Source organism: Fictibacillus sp. NRS-1165 (assembly GCF_050468105.1).
Taxonomy (GTDB): domain Bacteria; phylum Bacillota; class Bacilli; order Bacillales; family Fictibacillaceae; genus Fictibacillus_C; species Fictibacillus_C terrinigri.
On sequence record NZ_JBDPNU010000019.1, the window covers coordinates 18,933 to 37,743 of the forward strand.

At 45.4% G+C, this 18,811-nt stretch carries 19 protein-coding genes and 4 tRNA genes; 21 read left to right on the plus strand and 2 right to left on the minus strand.

Annotation, left to right across the window (positions count from 1 at the left end):
• Positions 1–89 precede the first annotated feature (89 nt).
• The 3 genes from ABHN01_RS07125 (at position 90) to ABHN01_RS07135 (ending at position 2,495) form a co-directional block, all read left to right on the plus strand.
• Positions 90–863, plus strand: coding sequence for a ParA family protein (locus ABHN01_RS07125; protein ID WP_290397611.1), 774 nt, complete (start codon positions 90–92; stop codon positions 861–863).
• Positions 844–1,689 (plus strand): ParB/RepB/Spo0J family partition protein, encoded by an 846-nt coding sequence (locus ABHN01_RS07130; protein ID WP_429874961.1) that lies wholly within the window; start codon positions 844–846, stop codon positions 1,687–1,689. Before ABHN01_RS07125 ends, ABHN01_RS07130 begins: the two co-directional genes overlap by 20 nt.
• Positions 1,690–1,760: 71 nt before the next feature.
• Entirely contained in the window at positions 1,761–2,495 is a 735-nt protein-coding gene (locus tag ABHN01_RS07135; protein ID WP_290397613.1) for a DUF554 domain-containing protein, read from the plus strand.
• A 33-nt stretch (positions 2,496–2,528) separates the two neighbouring features.
• Here ABHN01_RS07135 and yyaC read toward each other — a convergent pair whose 3' ends face one another.
• On the minus strand, positions 2,529–3,155 hold the full coding sequence (yyaC, locus tag ABHN01_RS07140; RefSeq protein ID WP_429874962.1) for a spore protease YyaC: 627 nt from the start codon (positions 3,153–3,155) through the stop codon (positions 2,529–2,531).
• A gap of 396 nt (positions 3,156–3,551) precedes the next feature.
• On the opposite strand from yyaC, the gene ABHN01_RS07145 reads away from it, so the two are divergent.
• From ABHN01_RS07145 to rpsR, 6 genes are all read left to right on the plus strand, one after another.
• On the plus strand, positions 3,552–4,346 hold the full coding sequence (locus ABHN01_RS07145) for a mechanosensitive ion channel family protein (protein ID WP_290399002.1): 795 nt from the start codon (positions 3,552–3,554) through the stop codon (positions 4,344–4,346).
• Positions 4,347–4,422: 76 nt separating this feature from the next.
• Positions 4,423–4,620 carry a DUF951 domain-containing protein gene (locus ABHN01_RS07150; RefSeq protein WP_290397615.1) on the plus strand — a complete coding sequence of 66 codons (198 nt, stop codon included), beginning with the start codon at positions 4,423–4,425 and terminating at the stop codon, positions 4,618–4,620.
• A gap of 228 nt (positions 4,621–4,848) precedes the next feature.
• Positions 4,849–5,946 carry a redox-regulated ATPase YchF gene (gene ychF, locus ABHN01_RS07155; RefSeq protein ID WP_429874963.1) on the plus strand — a complete coding sequence of 366 codons (1,098 nt, stop codon included), beginning with the start codon at positions 4,849–4,851 and terminating at the stop codon, positions 5,944–5,946.
• Between the two features lie 193 nt (positions 5,947–6,139).
• Positions 6,140–6,427, plus strand: a complete 288-nt coding sequence (gene rpsF, locus ABHN01_RS07160; protein ID WP_290397617.1) for a 30S ribosomal protein S6 — start codon at positions 6,140–6,142, stop codon at positions 6,425–6,427.
• A 25-nt stretch (positions 6,428–6,452) separates the two neighbouring features.
• Positions 6,453–6,950, plus strand: coding sequence for a single-stranded DNA-binding protein (gene ssb / locus ABHN01_RS07165; protein ID WP_290397618.1), 498 nt, complete (start codon positions 6,453–6,455; stop codon positions 6,948–6,950).
• A gap of 57 nt (positions 6,951–7,007) precedes the next feature.
• Positions 7,008–7,241 carry a 30S ribosomal protein S18 gene (rpsR, locus tag ABHN01_RS07170; protein WP_053356327.1) on the plus strand — a complete coding sequence of 78 codons (234 nt, stop codon included), beginning with the start codon at positions 7,008–7,010 and terminating at the stop codon, positions 7,239–7,241.
• A gap of 112 nt (positions 7,242–7,353) precedes the next feature.
• Here rpsR and ABHN01_RS07175 read toward each other — a convergent pair whose 3' ends face one another.
• Complete coding sequence (locus tag ABHN01_RS07175) at positions 7,354–7,797, minus strand: YtoQ family protein (protein ID WP_429874964.1); 444 nt, start codon at positions 7,795–7,797, stop codon at positions 7,354–7,356.
• A 203-nt stretch (positions 7,798–8,000) separates the two neighbouring features.
• On the opposite strand from ABHN01_RS07175, the gene ABHN01_RS07180 reads away from it, so the two are divergent.
• From ABHN01_RS07180 to walK, 12 genes are all read left to right on the plus strand, one after another.
• The gene (locus ABHN01_RS07180; protein ID WP_429874965.1) at positions 8,001–8,945 is read left to right on the plus strand and encodes a YybS family protein; all 945 of its coding nucleotides are present in this window, start codon (positions 8,001–8,003) and stop codon (positions 8,943–8,945) included.
• An 11-nt stretch (positions 8,946–8,956) separates the two neighbouring features.
• Complete coding sequence (locus ABHN01_RS07185) at positions 8,957–10,930, plus strand: DHH family phosphoesterase (protein WP_290397621.1); 1,974 nt, start codon at positions 8,957–8,959, stop codon at positions 10,928–10,930.
• Positions 10,927–11,370 (plus strand): 50S ribosomal protein L9, encoded by a 444-nt coding sequence (gene rplI / locus ABHN01_RS07190; protein WP_290397622.1) that lies wholly within the window; start codon positions 10,927–10,929, stop codon positions 11,368–11,370. Before ABHN01_RS07185 ends, rplI begins: the two co-directional genes overlap by 4 nt.
• A 99-nt stretch (positions 11,371–11,469) precedes the next feature.
• Positions 11,470–12,834 (plus strand): replicative DNA helicase, encoded by a 1,365-nt coding sequence (gene dnaB / locus ABHN01_RS07195; RefSeq protein ID WP_429874966.1) that lies wholly within the window; start codon positions 11,470–11,472, stop codon positions 12,832–12,834.
• Between the two features lie 325 nt (positions 12,835–13,159).
• Positions 13,160–14,446, plus strand: coding sequence for an adenylosuccinate synthase (locus ABHN01_RS07200; RefSeq protein WP_429874967.1), 1,287 nt, complete (start codon positions 13,160–13,162; stop codon positions 14,444–14,446).
• Positions 14,447–14,761: 315 nt separating this feature from the next.
• Positions 14,762–14,837: transfer RNA gene (locus ABHN01_RS07205), tRNA-Lys, on the plus strand.
• A gap of 15 nt (positions 14,838–14,852) precedes the next feature.
• A tRNA-Glu gene (locus tag ABHN01_RS07210) sits at positions 14,853–14,927 on the plus strand.
• Between the two features lie 17 nt (positions 14,928–14,944).
• A tRNA-Asp gene (locus ABHN01_RS07215) sits at positions 14,945–15,020 on the plus strand.
• Between the two features lie 155 nt (positions 15,021–15,175).
• Positions 15,176–15,251: transfer RNA gene (locus ABHN01_RS07220), tRNA-Phe, on the plus strand.
• Positions 15,252–15,403: 152 nt separating this feature from the next.
• Positions 15,404–15,985, plus strand: coding sequence for a glycerol-3-phosphate acyltransferase (locus ABHN01_RS07225; RefSeq protein ID WP_429874968.1), 582 nt, complete (start codon positions 15,404–15,406; stop codon positions 15,983–15,985).
• A 272-nt stretch (positions 15,986–16,257) separates the two neighbouring features.
• Positions 16,258–16,962 (plus strand): response regulator YycF, encoded by a 705-nt coding sequence (yycF, locus tag ABHN01_RS07230; protein ID WP_429874969.1) that lies wholly within the window; start codon positions 16,258–16,260, stop codon positions 16,960–16,962.
• A 4-nt stretch (positions 16,963–16,966) separates the two neighbouring features.
• Positions 16,967–18,811: a cell wall metabolism sensor histidine kinase WalK gene (walK, locus tag ABHN01_RS07235; protein ID WP_429874970.1), complete on the plus strand. Its 1,845-nt coding sequence runs from the start codon at positions 16,967–16,969 to the stop codon at positions 18,809–18,811.

Genomic DNA, 18,811 nt, shown 5'->3' on the forward strand with positions numbered 1-18,811 from the left:
ATTTTTCATAGATTTCCGTAAGAAAAAGAAGAATTTCATGATATGATAAAGGAAATGAACTCTCGTAAAGAATTGAGGTAGGTGTCATCGTGGCTAAAACCATTGCAATTGCCAATCAAAAGGGTGGTGTTGGAAAAACAACTACATCCGTGAACCTCGGAGCATGTCTGGCTTATTTCGGCAAAAAGGTTTTACTTGTTGATATAGACCCGCAGGGAAATGCTACGAGCGGTGTGGGAGTTGACAAAGGCGATATTGATCAATGTATTTATAACGTGCTTGTTGACGATGCAGAAGTGAAGGACATCATTTTAGAAACGATTTGTGAAGGATTACATATATTACCCTCTACGATACAGCTGGCCGGTGCAGAAATTGAGCTGGTGCCTACGATATCAAGGGAAGTAAGACTGAAAAGAGCTCTTTCTTCGGTCAGCAGCCAATATGATTTCATCATCATCGACTGTCCTCCCTCATTGGGATTGCTGACGATTAACTCACTTACAGCAGCGGATGCAGTGCTCATCCCAGTGCAATGTGAATACTATGCACTGGAAGGTCTGAGCCAGCTGTTAAACACCGTCCGGCTTGTGCAGAAGCATTTGAACACGGACCTTACGATTGACGGTGTGCTTTTGACGATGCTTGATGCCAGAACTAATTTAGGAATCCAGGTTATTGAAGAAGTGAAAAAATACTTTCAGGATAAAGTCTATACCACCATTATCCCAAGGAACGTTCGTCTTTCTGAAGCGCCAAGCCATGGAAAACCGATTATTATTTACGACCCTAAATCCAGAGGTGCAGAGGTTTATTTAGAATTAGCGAAGGAAGTGATTGGCAGTGGCGAAAGGGTTAGGTAAAGGAATTAATGCATTCTTTCCGGGTACAGAACTTGATAAAGAGGATGCTGTTACTGAAATTAACGTAAAGGATTTACGCCCCAACCCCTATCAACCGAGGAAAGTGTTTAATGAATCTGCCATTGCAGAATTGAGGGACTCTATTAAGGAGCACGGAGTTCTTCAGCCTATAATCGCAAGAAAAAGCATAAAAGGCTATGAGATTGTAGTAGGTGAACGCCGTTTCAGGGCAGCGAAAGAAGCAGGGCTGAAAACAATGCCTGTCATCATCCGTGATTTTACGGAACAAAAGATGATGGAGATCGCCCTCATCGAGAATCTGCAGCGCCAAGATCTGAATCCGATCGAAGAAGCGCAGGCTTATCAAAAACTGATGGAGCACCTTAAGCTTACACAGGAAGAACTGGCTGGCAGGGTAGGAAAAAGCAGGCCTCATATTGCCAACTTTGTCCGTTTGCTGCAGCTTCCGGAGCCCGTTCAGGAAATGCTGTCTAAAGGCGCTTTATCCATGGGCCATGGAAGAGCATTGCTTGGATTGAAAAAGAAAGCAAAGATGCAGGCTGTCGTTGAAAAATGTGTGAATGACAAGTTGAACGTCCGACAGCTTGAGAAACTGATCCAGCAGGTCAATCAGAATGTTTCACGTGAAACAACGAAAAAAGGCCAGGAAAAAAACATCTTCCTGATTGAAAAAGAATCGACCCTCCGGGATCATTTTGGAACTTCCGTTTCCATTAAACGAACAAAGCGGAAGGGCAAGATAGAAATTGAGTTTTTCTCCGATGAAGATTTAGAACGGATACTGGATCTGATTGGAAAGCAGTAAAACCATCGAATCGGTGGTTTTACTTTTTTTTAGATCTTTTAGGTATATCAGATGAAAAGGCGGGAAAGACATTGGCATTATTAGGAACATTGGTGAACGGCCTTGCAATTGTAATCGGAAGTCTGCTTGGCTTGTTCTGGCGGAATATACCCGAGAAAACAAAAACAACCATCATGCAGGCGATGGGACTTGCAGTTATGATTCTTGGAATCGGCATGGGACTCAAAAGCAAACAGTTTTTAATCGTCATTGCCAGTCTGGCCATTGGAGGAGTTCTTGGTGAAAGGCTGGATCTGGAAGGCAAGCTTTCCCAGCTCGGCTTCTTCCTTGAAAAAAAGCTGGGAGGAAAGGAAAAAGGCGGGATCGCCAATGCTTTTGTTACGGCAACCCTCGTCTTTGTCATTGGAGCGATGTCTATAGTTGGTGCGCTGGACAGCGGCTTAAGGCATGATCATGCTGTGCTTTATACAAAAGCCTTAATTGACGGGTTCTGCGCGATCTTTTTCACATCAGCTTTAGGAGTAGGGGTGATCTTTTCAGCTGTTCCCGTTCTATTGTATCAAGGAGTGATCGCCTTGTTTGCCACCCAGATTGACCGCGTCGTTCCAGCGGATCTTATGAAGCAGATGATCGTCGAAATTACAGGTACAGGCGGAATCATGATTCTTGCGATCGGGTTAAATATTCTGGGGATAACGAAAATACGGGTAGCCAACCTCCTCCCCGCGCTTCTCTTTACGATCATCATCGTGTGTATCGTCTATTATTGGGACAGGCTGTCCGGCTTTGCCGGGAGTTTAATCTAAAAAAGCTGTTCAGGATTTCCTGAACAGCTTTTTTCATTGAATATTATACAAATCGTCTAATTGCAGCGGAAGAGGTGTAATATTCTTCTTCACCCGCTGGCTCATGGAGGCGAAATAAAGGGAGTCTGCAATGAGTTCAGCCATTTTCATAACAACGCTCAGACGGGTGTTCTGCAGCACGAAATATTCCATAAATCCACTGACATTAACAATTCCCGTCATATGCATATCTCCTACCGGAGGAAGTTCTTTATTAACGCCAGCCCCCGGCTTTACCGGTCCATCGCCAATGGAAATCATTCCAACATGATTCAGCTTTCCGAGGCAGGCATCAATGCCGATGATAAATGCGTTAGGATGTTTTTTTTCAATCATTTTAAGTTTTTCCGAGAGATTTACAGCATGAACGGGTTCATCCAGGGTTCCATATACATGAAAAGGAAAGGCTTTGATCGCATGAAGTTTTGTTCCGACAAGAGGGCCCAAAGCATCGCCGGTGGATCGATCTGTCCCAATGCAAACCACCACAACGGGTGTCGTTTGCGTGTTAGGAAGAAGGTTCCCAATGTTTTCTGTGATGACCATGCATGCATCTTTTTCCTCGTGGTGCATTTTGTATTGAAAAGGCTTGTCGGGAACGCGCTTCCTTTTAAGGAACATAGAATCCACTCCTTTAAAATGTTACTACCAGTATACGGACTAAATAGCAATACTATACATTGTGAAGCGGTATACAGGAGGCTTTTTATGAAAACAGCAAGGCCGGGCAGCTGTTTTTTCAGTAAAAATGCAGGAAGGACAAGCTGAAGATTCATGGCCGCTTGTTCACTTATTTCGGGGTTAAGGGTTTTATACCCCCTTCGCTTCCTTTTTAACCAAAGCCAGCAAGAAAGATTTCGTTTTTATTCGTTGAAAGTTCAACCGAAATTGGGTACATTAATCCATAGTTAAGTATTTTATGGAGGTTGGAAACGAGTGGAGGTACTCAGTGTGATCCAGCAGGCAGATGAAATCTATAAGCAGGTAGGGAATGGGGATCTATGGATTAATCTAGGCATGAAAGTGCTGAAGATTGCGGCCATTATTTTCGGTTCGGTGATTGTCGTTAAAATCGTTCGGGCTGCTATAGCCAATATCTTTAAGATACGGATGAAAAGCCCGCTTCGAATGTCTGAGCGTCGAGAAAACACGCTTATTCGGCTATTGGACAACGTTGCTGCCTATCTTATTTATTTTATTGCTTTGCTTATGATCCTCAGTGAATTCAGTATTGATGTGAAGGCTTTATTGGCTGGTGCCGGGGTGGTTGGACTGGCCATCGGTTTTGGCGCGCAGAACCTGGTGAAAGACGTCATTACAGGATTCTTTATCATTTTTGAACAGCAGTTCGCAGTAGGCGATTTTGTAAGGATCAATAATTTTGAAGGAACGGTGGAGGAAATTGGGCTGCGCACCACCAAATTAAAACAATGGACAGGAGAGCTGCACATTCTCCCAAACTCGTCGATAACCGAAGTGACCAACTTTTCCATCCATAACAGTATTGCTGTCGTTGATGTAAGTATTGCTTATGAAGAGGATATCGACAGGGCGCAGGCGATCATTGAAGAAGTCGTAAGAGAAGAGACCCCGAAATATCCCGAGATGGTCGCAGAGCCTGAAGTTCTTGGCATCCAGGCTGTCGCTGCTGCCGAGATCGTGATCAGGGTAACAGCGGAAGTGCTTCCGATGACACATTTTAAAGTGGCCAGGGAGCTCAAGAAAGCCATAAAAATCAGATTGGATGAAGAAGGCATCGAACTGCCTTACCAGAAGCTGATTTCTTACCATAAAACCGTTTCCGAGAGCTGATGGATAAAATCCGTTGTCTCCCGGCGAGTTTCTTTATAGAATAGAAAAAAAGCTAATGATCGGGGGAGTGGAAGACTTGGAAGGTAAAGAATTCTTTTTAAACGATGAAGTAGAAATGAAAAAACCTCATCCATGCGGAACGAACCGCTGGAAGGTCATCCGTATGGGTGCTGATATCCGAATCAAATGTACCGGATGCCAGCACAGTGTTTTAATCCCCAGAAAAGATTTTGTTAAAAAGCTGAAAAAAGTGCTCGTTTCACACCAAGAGTAAGAGACGGACATAGCGTTCCACGTGGAACATAAAGAATGAGGAGAACAGAGCCTGGCTTTTCGGGTTCTGTTTTTTAAATGGAATTTACGTCATCATGAACCTTTTTTACTTTAGCCGGTTCGGCTTGTCTTTTGGCTGCTGAAACCCTATAATTATGAAGGATGTGCAAACAAGTATGGAACGACAAAATTATAATCAAAATGATGAGATTAATGAGGAGTGGAATATATGGCTTTAACAACTGGGATAGTCGGTCTTCCCAACGTAGGGAAATCGACGCTTTTTAATGCCATCACGCAAGCCGGGGCTGAATCGGCCAACTATCCGTTTTGTACGATTGACCCGAACGTAGGAATTGTTGAGGTGCCGGATGAGCGCCTTCACAAGCTGACTGAAATGGTTCAGCCGAAAAAAGTAGTGCCGACAGCCTTTGAATTTACGGATATCGCAGGGATTGTGAAAGGTGCCAGTAAAGGAGAAGGGCTTGGAAACAAGTTCTTGTCACATATCCGCCAGGTGGACGCGATTCTTCAGGTTGTCCGCTGTTTTGAGGATGAAAACATCACCCACGTTTCCGGAAAAGTTGATCCGATCGATGACATTGAAGTGATCAACCTGGAATTGATTTTTGCCGACATGGAGACGGTTGAGAAGCGGATTGCCCGAGTGGAGAAGCTGGCCAAGTCGAAAGATAAAGATGCAGTAGCTGAGTTCAGCGTTCTTGTGAAGGTTAAGGAGGCATTATTGAATGAATTGCCTGCAAGAAGTGTTGAACTGACTCCGGAAGAGAAAAAGATTGTTTATGGTTTGCACCTTCTGACCATGAAACCGATTCTTTATGCGGCGAATGTAAATGAAGAAGATTTGCTTGAGGGCGGAAATGAGCATGTTGTGAAGGTAAGAGAATATGCGGCACGTGAACATGCGGAAGTTATTGTAATCTGTGCAAAGATTGAAGAAGAAATTGCAGAGCTTGACGGCGATGAGAAAAAAGCGTTCCTGGAAGAGCTCGGCATTCAGGAAGCAGGTCTTGATCAGCTCATCCGTGCTTCTTACTCTCTACTTGGACTGGCTACGTACTTTACAGCGGGTGTTCAAGAAGTTCGTGCATGGACGTTCCGAAAGGGCATGAAAGCTCCGCAATGTGCGGGGATCATCCATACAGACTTTGAACGCGGATTTATCCGTGCGGAAGTCGTCGCTTATGATGATCTGATGGCTGCGGGAAATATGACAGCAGCAAAGGAAAAAGGAAAAGTAAGGCTGGAAGGAAAAGAGTACGAAATGAAAGACGGAGATGTTGTTCACTTCCGCTTTAACGTTTAATAGACAGGATCAAACAGGGAAAAAGCAGACCTGCTTTTTCCCTGTTTTTATTCCTTGTCCGATAGGCCTTGTGTTTAGCTATAGTTTTTGCTATAATTCTTTATTGTGAGTAATTATCGATTTTTTATGAATTATTGATAGTTTACTCCTTGCCCTATTGTTGGGCCGTTTAGACCAAAAGGAGGTGACCGGAATGAAAAAGTACGAAATCATGTACATCGTCCGTCCAAATCTTGAAGAGGATGCTCTTGCAGCTGTTAAAGAAAGAGCGAAGACTATCCTTACTGATAATGGTGCGGAAATCGCTAATGAGAAAGAAATGGGTAAAAAGCGTCTAGCATATGAAATCAACGACTTCCGTGATGGATATTACACGCTATTGAACGTTAATGCTCCTGTAGAAGCGATCAATGAATTCGACCGTCTTATGAAGATCAATGAAAATGTTCTTCGTTTCATGACTATTGCAGACGAGAGATAATTTTTAACTTTGAGGAGAGGTTCTAATGCTAAATCGTGTAATCCTTGTTGGACGTTTAACGAAGGACCCGGAATTACGCTATACTCCAAGCGGTGTGGCGGTTGCAAACTTTACTTTGGCAGTAAATCGTACATTTACCAATCAGCAGGGTGAACGTGAAGCAGATTTCATTAACTGTGTCATCTGGCGCAAACCGGCTGAGAATGTGGCGAACTTCTTAAAAAAGGGGTCGCTTGCCGGAGTAGACGGGCGCATCCAGACACGCTCTTACGATAATAATCAAGGTCAGCGTGTATACGTGACTGAAGTAATGGCAGAGAGTGTTCAGTTCTTGGAGCCAAGGAATGCGAACGCAGGCGGCGGACAGCAGTACCAAAGCCAGAGCGGAAACAACTTTGGCGGGCCATCAGGTGACCGCGGTTATGGACAGCAGCAGAACCAGAAGCGCAGTAACTTTAATGATGATCCATTTGCCAACGACGGTACTCCGATCGACATCTCTGATGACGATTTGCCATTCTAGGACCCACATATGTGATCGGCTAAATATAAAATTCCAAAAAGAAGGAGGGAAATAACCATGGCTGGACGTCGCGGTGGACGCCAAAAGCGTCGTAAGGTTTGTTTCTTCACTGTAAACAAAATCACTTACATCGACTACAAAGATGTAGATCTTCTTAAGCGTTTCGTATCTGAACGCGGAAAGATTCTTCCTCGTCGTGTGACAGGAACATCTGCGAAATACCAACGTCAATTGACTCGTGCAATCAAACGTGCTCGTTTCATGGCGCTATTACCATACGTAACTGAATAGTATTCAGTCTTAAAAGCACGGTAAAGATTACTCTTTGCTGTGTTTTTTTGGTTTCAGAAACCTATCAAAAAAGCGGCCAAATCGAAGGATTTAGCCGCTTTTGATTTTACTTTTAACTCTCAAAGATATAGGAAAGTGCCTGCAGTGCCTGCATCGGGGTCTCTACCACAAGGCTGGCTTTGTTGGAAAGTTCTTTTAAAGGATGGTGAAGGGTTTCGGGCCGGATCAAAATCAGCGGCTTATTTAGGGCTGCTGCTCTGGCGGCATCCATGGCTGTGTTCCATTGCTTGTATTTTTCACCGAACAGAGCGACCACCACATCCGCCTTATTGATCAAGATATCGGTGCGCAGGTTATTGATGCTTGATGCTGCTTCATCTTTAAAAATCGCGTTCGGCTGTTTTCCGAGAATCTCTTCCCCTATGTTGTCCGATCGTTCATGGTCTTCCATCGGACCAACAAACGATAAAGGAAGGTTCATTTCTTTTGCCTGTGATTTGATCTGTTCACGCCAATCATCGTGAATCTGTCCTGCCAAGTAAACTGTCAATTCCATGCTATCTCCTCCTCTATTACTACCGTATTGCTTCTGCGTGTAATCGAGTACGCTGGTTCCATTATAACGTCCAACATGATAAGGTAGATACTGTTGTCCATGTTTTATTTGGCACGATGGGGTTAAGCTAATGAATATCATTGGATTTAAAGCGCATAATTTACTACAATAAAGACCGTAGGCAATAAAGCCAGAGGTGAACCATGCGTAAAACATCAACAATTGTAGACGGAGCGGTCATGTCCGGCATCTACATTATTTTAATGCTTATCAATTTAAACGTGCCGTTGATCGGCACATTTACTTTCTTTTTGCTGCCATTGCCCATTATTCTGTTCATCATCAGACACGGGTGGAGACCAGGGCTGCTTGTTTGGGCAGTGACTTTCGTATTGTCCGGAGTAATCGGGGGGATGAGCGGCATCATCTACGCATTTCTTTCAGGATTTGCGGGTATCGTGATGGGGGAACTCTACAAGCGAAAATCATCCGCCTTTGGTGTTTTGCTTGGCGGAAGCCTTGTTGGAATCTTAAATCTCCTAATATTGCTTGTCTTTGCTAAGTATTTGCTTCATTTTAATCTCGTAAAAGAGACGGAGAGCCGATTTAACCAAATGATTGATCAGGCGGCAAAGTTCTATAAAGAGGGCGGTCCGGAAGCAGCGCGTCTGGATCTCTTGCGTGAGCAGGTAGCGATGATTCCCTACATGCTTCCCATGTCTATCATTATAGGAGCCGTGCTCTCAAGCCTTTTGACGCAGTGGCTGGTTGGCCTCGTATTAAAAAGAATGAGGATGGAATACAGGACGTTTCCGCCATTTAGGGACTGGTCGTTTCCAAAATCATTTTTGTGGTATTATATTTTAGCCCTTATTTTGACCTTCACAGGGCCGGAACAGGGGTCTGGACTCTACATTCTTACCATTAATCTATATATCATTCTGTCCCTCGTACTTGTTGTACAAGGGCTTACCGTTATCTTTAGTTATGCCGAGAAAAAGCAATGGCCCAAAGCCCTTCACATTTTTATAGCTGTTCTAGTAATATTTACTTCCTCCTTTCTGCCAATTCTTCTGGAAGTTGTTAAATTCTTAGGTATAATTGATTTAGGGTTCGAATTAAAGAAACGGATAAATACCAGACAGTAGGAGCTGAAAGTATGCCTAAGTTTTTATTAAAACGGTGGCATGGTTATCCCGTGATAGCCTTGTTCGTCATATCGGTCCTGTTTGTAAGCATCATTACGTACTACCAATGGGTAATTGGAGCAGTTGGCTTTCTTTTATTAGGGCTGCTCTTCTATTTCGTAATGCGGGCTGAAACCTCTTTCCAGGAAGACTTGGGTGATTATATCTCCACCCTCTCCCACCGCATCAAAAAGGTCGGAGAAGAAGCGCTGATGGAAATGCCGATCGGGATCATCCTATATGACGAGGATTATAAGATTGAATGGGCGAATCCCTATATGGGGGCTTGGGTTGAAGAGGAGGCTTTTATCGGCCACTCACTTAATCTCGTTTCCGAGGATTTGGTTCCATTCATAAAAAGCGACGCGCGTGAGGAAATCGTAATTTTAAAATCAAGGAAATTTGAAGTGCATTTTAAAAAAGAGGAGCGCCTTCTTTATTTCTTTGATGTAACCGAGCAGATTGAAGTCGAGCGGCTGTATGAAGAAGAACAAACGTGCATCGGAATCATTTACCTCGATAACTATGAAGAGGTCACACAGGGACTGGATGATCAGTTCCGTTCAAGCATCAACTCCAAAGTCACTTCCATTTTGAACAAATGGGCCAATGACAATGGAATCTTCTTAAAACGCACGTCCTCCGAGCGGTTTTTGGCTGTTTTCAATCAGAGGATCTTAGGTGAGCTTGAAAAAAACCGCTTTTCTGTGCTGGATGAGGTCAGGGATTCGACGACAAAAGAAAATGTTCCGCTTACCTTAAGTGTCGGTGTTGCCTCGGGGCCGTCATCCTTGCCAGAACTGGGACAGCTGGCGCAATCAAGCCTGGATCTGGCACTCGGACGCGGAGGAGACCAGGTTGCGATCAAACAGCAGAATGGAAAAGTCCGCTTTTACGGCGGAAAGACCAATCCTGTAGAAAAAAGAACGAGAGTGCGTGCACGCGTTATTTCCCATGCATTAAGCGAGCTCGTTCTCGACAGCGATAAAGTGATCATCATGGGTCATAAAAGCCCTGACATGGATTCCATGGGATCTGCGATGGGAATATTGAAAGTGGCTCAGGTCAATGGAAAAGATGGTTATATTGTGCTCGATACGTCTGACCTCGATACCGGTGTCCAGCGTTTGATGAACGAAATCAAAGGCACAGATTCGCTTTGGAAGCATTTCATCACGCCGGAGGAAGCGCTCGAGATTTCAACGGCCGGCACGCTGCTTGTAGTAGTGGATACTCATAAACCTTCCATGGTGATGGAAGAGCGTCTCCTTTCCAAGCTTGACCATGTGGTCGTGATCGATCATCACCGCCGTGCAGAGGAATTTATAGGAGATCCGGTTCTCGTTTACATGGAGCCCTACGCGTCGTCTACGGCAGAACTGGTGACCGAGCTTCTGGAATATCAGCCGAAACGGCTTAAAATGCGCATGCTTGAAGCCACAGCCCTGCTTGCGGGGATCATTGTGGATACGAAGAGCTTTACGCTTCGCACAGGTTCACGTACATTTGACGCAGCCTCCTATTTAAGGGCCCATGGAGCGGACACCATTCTTGTCCAGAAGTTCTTGAAAGAAGATCTTGAAACGTACAACCGGCGTTCAAAACTGATTGAAAATGCGAAGGCCTATAAAAATGGGATTGTCATATCCAAAGCTGAGCCAAGTGAAGAATGCGGCCAGGTGCTGATCGCACAGGCTGCCGATATTTTGCTTTCCATGAACGATGTGAGCGCGTCCTTTGTCATTGCCAAAAGACATGATCAAAAGATCAGTATCAGCGGGCGGTCGCTCGGTGATGTGAACGTGCAGATGATCATGGAAGCACTGGGAGGCGGGGGGCACTTAACCAACGCAGCCTGCCAGCTTGAGAACGAGACTTTGGATGGCGCCGAGAGAAGACTTAAAGCTGTAATAGACGAGTATTTCGAAGGGGGAGAAGAAGAATGAAGGTAGTTTTTCTTCAGGATGTTAAAGGTAAAGGAAAAAAAGGGGAAGTAAAAAATGTTTCAGAGGGCTATGCCCGCAACTATTTATTGCCCAACAAACTGGCGACAGAAGCGACAAAAGGGGCATTATCTGTCGTAGAAGGCCAAAAGAAAAGCGAAGAGAAAAAAGCTGCTGCCGTTTTAGAAGAAGCGAAACAGTTAAAAGAGAAGCTTAGTAAAATGGAAGTTGAGATCAAAACCAAGTCAGGAGAAGGCGGCCGTGTCTTCGGATCCGTCACAAGCAAGCAAATCGCGGATGGCTTAAAGAAAATGAATGTTACGATCGATAAACGAAAAATTGATTTAACGAATCCAATCCGATCTTTAGGATATACAAATGTGCCTGTTAAACTTCACCCTGAAGTGACGGGTACGATCAAAGTACATGTAGTTGAAGAATAAGCAGACTGACTGGGACCGGGATTAACCAACCGGTCTCATCTGCTGTAAACAGGATATTCCCTGCTGAACAAAGCAGGCTATCTTTCAGGAGGAAGTCATATGAGTGATCTTTTTGTTGATCGCATTCCACCACAGAATATAGAGGCAGAGCAAGCCGTTCTGGGAGCCATTTTCCTTGAGCCGGAGGCATTGGTCACCGCTTCGGAAATCTTGATTCCAGAGGACTTCTACCGCGCCTCACATCAGCGCATCTATCAGGTGATGATTGACCTGTCAGAAAAAGGAGAGCCTGTTGATCTTGTAACCGTCACATCCGATCTCGCAGACAGGAAGCTGCTCGACGAAATCGGCGGCGTCTCCTATTTAAGTGATCTGGCAAACAGCTCGCCGACCGCGGCCAATATTGATTACTACAGCAAGATTGTGGAAGAAAAATCTTTGCTCCGCAGGCTTATTCGTGCTGCCACGGAAATCGCGGCTAACGGTTATGCACGCGAAGAAGAGGTAGAAGCCGTTTTGAATGAAGCGGAAAAGGCCATTCTTGAAGTGGCGAACCGTAAAAACGGAGGAGCCTTCATCTCCATCAAAGATGTGCTTGTTGCTGCCTATGACAACATCGAACAGCTTCACAACCGCAAAGGTGACATCACCGGAATCCCGACCGGATTTGCTGATTTGGACCGCATGACCGCCGGCTTCCAGCGAAACGATCTGATCATTGTAGCGGCGCGTCCTTCCGTTGGTAAAACAGCATTTGCACTGAACATTGCGCAGAACGTGGCAACGAAAACCGATGAAAATGTGGCCATCTTCTCTCTGGAGATGGGTGCTGAGCAGCTTGTCATGCGTATGCTTTGTGCGGAGGGGAACATAGACGCACAGAGGCTGCGTACAGGTTCTCTGATCCCTGAAGACTGGCAAAAGCTGACGATGGCAATGGGGAGCCTTTCTGCCGCCGGTATTTATATTGATGATACACCGGGTGTGCGTATCGGTGATATCCGCTCTAAATGCCGTCGCCTTAAACAGGAAAAAGGCCTTGGAATGATCCTGATCGACTACTTGCAGCTTATTCAGGGGAACGGCAGAGCAGGCGAGAACAGGCAGCAGGAAGTTTCTGAAATTTCCCGTTCACTCAAGGCCCTTGCCCGTGAGCTTCAAGTTCCGGTCATCGCGCTCTCCCAGCTCTCCCGTGGCGTAGAATCCCGTCAGGACAAGCGCCCTATGATGTCCGACATTCGTGAATCCGGAAGTATCGAGCAGGATGCCGATATCGTAGCCTTCCTTTATCGTGATGATTATTATGATAAAGAATCAGAAAGCAAGAACATCATCGAAATCATCATCGCCAAGCAGCGTAACGGCCCAACCGGCACGGTCGAACTTGCCTTCGTCAAAGAATACAACAAATTCGTAAACCTTGACCGGAGACATGACGAAAACAGCATTCCATCCGGCGCATAAAATAGACCCAAAACAGGTATTCTCTAACGTGAGGATGCCTGTTTTTTATGATGTAGCCATCCATCGGGCGGCGCATAATCATACTGAAGCTTGAAAGGAACCCTCGAAAGTAGATCATCATCGCGGAGCGGATGGATGGGGCAAAGCCCCGTCCGGCGCTCTTCCAACACAAACACGAACGGAAAAACTGTAAATATTTTATAATGTTCGGGTTTTGTTGACTTTCACCTCGAATATTGATAAACTAAGCATGGTTTTTTAAATTACTAGTAATAATGATAGAATCTATAACAGAGTTTAAAGTTCACTTGGAGGTGCTGGTGTAATGTCATCCGTAGTTGTTGTCGGAACGCAATGGGGAGATGAAGGTAAAGGGAAAATTACCGATTATCTTTCTGAAAAAGCAGAAGTGGTAGCCCGTTATCAAGGTGGTAACAATGCAGGGCATACGATCGTGTTTAACGGAAAGAAGTATAAGCTTCATTTAATTCCATCAGGGATTTTTTATAGCGATAAGATCTGTGTGATCGGAAACGGTATGGTTATCGATCCAAAAGCGCTTGTAGAAGAGCTGAAGTATTTGCACGATCTTGGTGTTCACACAGAAAACCTAAGAATTTCCAACCGCGCGCATGTGATCCTTCCTTACCATCTTCGCCTTGATGTCCTGGATGAGGAAAGCAAGGGAGCCAACAAAATCGGAACAACGAAAAAAGGGATCGGACCTGCATACATGGACAAAGCGGCACGAATCGGTATCCGTATTGCAGACCTTTTGGACAAAGAAGTTTTCGAAGAGAAGCTTGAAAGAAACCTGGCTGAAAAGAATCGCCTGTTTGAAAAAATCTACGAATCAGAAGGATTCACGAAAGAAGAAATCCTTGATGAATATTACGCATATGGCCAGCAGTTTGCAAAGTATGTATGCGATACTTCTGTTGTACTTAATGATGCGCTTGATGAAGGACGCCGTGTTCTTTTTGAAGGTGCACAAGGTGTCATGCTTGATATCGACCAAGGTACTTATCCGTTCGTTACCTCATCCAACCCAATCGCAGGGGGAGTAACAATCGGTTCTGGTGTCGGACCATCTAAAATCCACCATGTTGTCGGTGTTTGCAAATCGTATACGACGCGTGTTGGTGACGGCCCGTTCCCAACTGAGCTGAACAATGAGATCGGAAACCAAATTCGTGAAGTTGGGCGTGAGTATGGAACGACAACTGGACGTCCGCGCCGTGTCGGCTGGTTTGATTCTGTCGTTGTCCGCCATGCACGCCGTGTGAGCGGTTTGACTGACCTTTCCCTGAACTCCATCGATGTGCTTACTGGCATTGAGAAATTGAAAATCTGTGTCGCTTATAAATACAGAGGTGAAATCATCAATGAATTCCCTGCAAGCCTTAAAGTTCTTAGTGAATGTGAGCCTGTCTATGAAGAGCTTCCAGGCTGGACAGAAGACATCACTGGCGCTAAAACGTTAAGTGACCTTCCGGAAAACGCCCGTCACTACGTAGAACGTGTATCACAGCTGACTGGTATTCCGTTGACCATCTTCTCTGTAGGACCTGACCGTAACCAAACGAACATGGTTCGCGGTGTGTTTGTTTAATATCAATAAAGTATGGGTTGAGAGACGGCTCTGTTAGCTTTAGCGCAGAGCCGTTTTTTTATTGATGAACATGGATGAAAATCCAAGAAAAAACGTTTTTCTACAATTTTTTTAAAAAACTGCTTGCCAAAATTGCTACAACGATGGTATGATAACTCTTGTCGTGTTAAAACGACTTTTCACAGTAAGAGCCATTAGCCCAGTCACGAGCAACACATCGTGAGCGAGCGGCGAGTTGTCTCGACGGATCTCCATCGTCAGCTTCAGCATGCAGAGGAAGAGACAGGGACCGACGGACGATAATTTCACAAGTAAGAGCCATTAGCTCAGTTGGTAGAGCATCTGACTTTTAATCAGAGGGTCGAAGGTTCGAGTCCTTCATGGCTCACCATTCTTCTTATAAAGTGGCCCGTTGGTCAAGCGGTTAAGACACCGCCCTTTCACGGCGGTAACACGGGTTCGAATCCCGTACGGGTCACCATTTTCATAGTTGTTTTTGGACTCGTGGTGTAGTGGTTAACATGCCTGCCTGTCACGCAGGAGATCGCCGGTTCGACCCCGGTCGGGTCCGCCATTCTTTTATTGCTTTTACAGAAACACTTGGCTCGACAGCTCAGTCACGAGCAGCACATCGTGAATAGGCAGCGAGTTGTCTGGACGGATATCCATCGTCAGTCTTCACATGTAGAGGAAGAGACAGGGACCGACGGACAGAAAATACTAAATCTTGGCTCGATAGCTCAGTCGGTAGAGCAGAGGACTGAAAATCCTCGTGTCGGCGGTTCGATTCCGTCTCGAGCCACCATTTTACTTACAATTACTATACCTGATCGATCATGACAAGAGGCATGCAGCTACCATTCTGCATGCCTTTTTAATACATTCTTAAACGTGGCACCAACTGCGGGCAGTGCCCATATAGTAAAAACAAACAAAGATATTGGAAGGAAGAAAGATATGGGCACAATTCAGCTGATTCTCTTTTTGATCGGGTGTTACTTCATCGGAAACATTATGACAGGATATCTTGTGGCCAAATGGTTGAAAGGCGTCGATCTTAGGCGTGAAGGGACTGGAAATATCGGGGCTAGAAATGCCGGGCGTGTGATCGGGTCCTGGGGATTTGTCCTGACGCTCGCAGGGGACCTGCTTAAGGCTGCGCTCGCTGTGCAGCTGGCAAAGTTTTATTTTGGCCTCTCTCCTTCATGGCAGCTGGCCGCCTTTATCATGGTCATAGCAGGACACTTATGGCCGGTCGCCCTTAATTTTCATGGCGGTAAAGGAGTGGCATCCTTCATTGGGGGAATCCTTGTTTTTGAGTGGAGAATCGCTGCGGCGGCAGCTGTGTTGTTCCTGCTTCTTTTTGCCGTCAGGAAAAGCCTCACCGTTGCGGGGCTCATTACGTTCCTCACCGTACCGGTCCTTCATTACGCTTTTTATCAGATGCTTCCGTCCGCCTTCCTCCTTCTTTTTATTTCTGCTCTTGTCGTATATGTTCAAATAGAGGACTTAGCGCTGCGGCTGAAAAGGAAATCATGAATAGCTGTTTTTTATCATTTTAAAAATTTTACATACACTTGATCGTTGAAAAGTAAACTTATTTTCATTGTTAGTTCGTCTTCATTCTTGCCTTTCAGCGCAACAGAAGGCGTGGCAGCGGTTGTCGAACTTTAGCGAGGCCGTTCCGCTTTTCTTATGTTATGGAGAATTTAGATATTGTGGTAAAATAAAGGGTAGACAAACTACTTCATTCAACTAATTCATATAATAGAGACTTGAAATTACGGTTTCCAAAAAGGAGCGACTACCGGATGGACAAAAAGATTCTTGTAGTAGATGATGAGAGGCCGATTGCGGATATTTTACAGTTCAATCTGGAGAAAGAAGGATTCCAGGTCACATGTGCCTATGACGGTGTATCGGCAATTGAAAAAATAGAAAACGAAAAACCGGACATGATCCTTTTGGATATCATGCTTCCAATGAAAGATGGAATGGAAGTTTGCCGTGAAGTCCGGAAAAAATACGATACTCCGATTATAATGCTTACAGCCAAAGATTCTGAGATTGATAAGGTCCTTGGCCTTGAGCTGGGTGCAGATGATTACGTTACGAAGCCTTTCAGCACCCGTGAACTGATCGCACGCGTAAAAGCGAATTTACGCCGCCATCAGCAAGAAACGGATCGTGAAGATGAAGAGAACAACGAAATCGTGATCGGCTCTTTAACCATCCATCCAGATGCTTATCTCGTAACGAAACGCGGGGAGTCCATTGAGCTGACCCATCGGGAGTTTGAACTGTTGTATTATTTGGCCAAGCATATCGGCCAGGTGATGACACGCGAGCATTTGCTGCAGACCGTATGGGGCTATGATTACTTTGGCGACGTCCGTACTGTTGACGTGACCGTCCGGCGTCTCCGCGAGAAAGTGGAAGACAATCCAAGCCATCCGCTCTGGATCATCACCAGACGAGGAGTAGGCTACTATTTACGAAATCCTGATCAGGAGTAGACAAATGGATAAGGTAGGTTTTTTCAGATCAATACACGTTAAGTTTGTATTGATCTATGTTTTGCTCATTTTAATCGCCATGCAGGTCATCAGTGTGTATTTCATCAATAACCTGGAAGCCAATCTCCGGAACAACTATGACAACGCACTGAAAAATAATCTGGACTTCTTCGAGTTTAATGCTGAGCAGAAGATCCTGGACGCCCAGCAGATGAAGGAAGCAACAGAGGATAAGAACAGTACACTGAGAGATGACATTGCCCAGCTCATCAACGAAACGAAGGATCAGAACATCAAGGAGGTTCAAGTCCTTAACAAGGACGGTGTTGTTCTTGGCAGTGATAAACGGAATCTGATCGGACAGATAAGCACGAACAGTAAGATCAAACTGGCTCTTAACGGCACGGAGGCCCAGACAGAAATGTATGATCCCGACTCAAAACAGCGGGTCATTGTCTTGGCGAAACCTATCATTGCCGGAAAGGACAAGCAGGCCGACAAGAACAAACAGATTCTCGGAGCGATTTATGTCGAATCTTCTATCGAGAGTGTGTACCAGCAAATCAGTGATATTAATAAAATTTTGACGACCGGTACGGTTATTGCCCTGGGAATAACAGCGATACTCGGTATTTTTCTTGCCCGTACGATCACACGGCCGATGGCGGATATGCGTAAACAGGCACTCGTAATGGCAAGGGGCGATTTTTCCCGAAAAGTGCAGGTTTATGGGGATGATGAGATCGGCCAGCTGTCGATGACCTTCAATGATCTGACACGAAAGCTGCAGGAAGCGACTGCCATTACCGAAAGCGAGAGAAGAAAGCTGCGCTCTGTCCTCACCTATATGACGGACGGTGTAATCGCCACAGACCGGGATGGCTGCATTATTCTGATGAACGACAGGGCCGAAGAAATGCTCAATATCTCACGGCAGCATGCGCTCGGAAACTCTCTGCTTGAGCTCCTGAGGCTGAACGACCAGTATACGTGGGACGAGCTGTATAACGAGTATGAGAGCATGCTGCTCGATTTCAGTACAGACAAGGTGCATTACGTACTGCGGGCTAACTTTTCGATCATCCAAAAAGAAGGCGGCCCGGTTAACGGATTGATCGCCGTTCTGCATGACGTCACAGAGCAGGAGCAGATCGAGAATGAGCGGCGAGAGTTTGTATTTAACGTTTCCCATGAACTCAGAACACCGCTTACGACGATGCGAAGCTACCTGGAGGCGCTCGCTGAAGGAGCATGGCAGGATAAGAACATCGCTCCCCGCTTTTTGGAAGTCACACAGAATGAAACCGAGCGGATGATCCGCCTGGTGAACGATCTTCTTCAGCTCTCCAAAATGGACAGCAAAGACTACCGGTTTAACTTTATACAGACCGATCTTGTTCAATTTTTGCAGGATATCATCGACCGGTTCGAGATGCTGCAGCATGAGCACCTTCGCTTTGTGCGCAATTTGCCTGACCGATCGATCATGGGACAGATTGATACCGACAAGATGACTCAGGTCGTGGATAACATTATATCGAACGCGATTAAGTATTCTCCTGAGGGGGGAACGATTGCGGTTTCCGCTTCCCTTCACGGCAGAAAGATTAAAGTGAGCGTGTCTGACCAGGGTGTCGGTATCCCGAAAAACAACGTTTCAAAAATCTTCGACCGCTTCTTCCGGGTGGATCGTGCCCGTTCGAGGAACTTAGGCGGTACGGGGCTTGGATTAGCGATCACGAAAGAAATCGTGCTTGCCCATGGCGGAGATATATGGGCTGAAAGTGAATGGGGCCAGGGAACAACTATACATTTCACCCTTCCTTTAAAAAAAGTAAGGGGGGAGTAA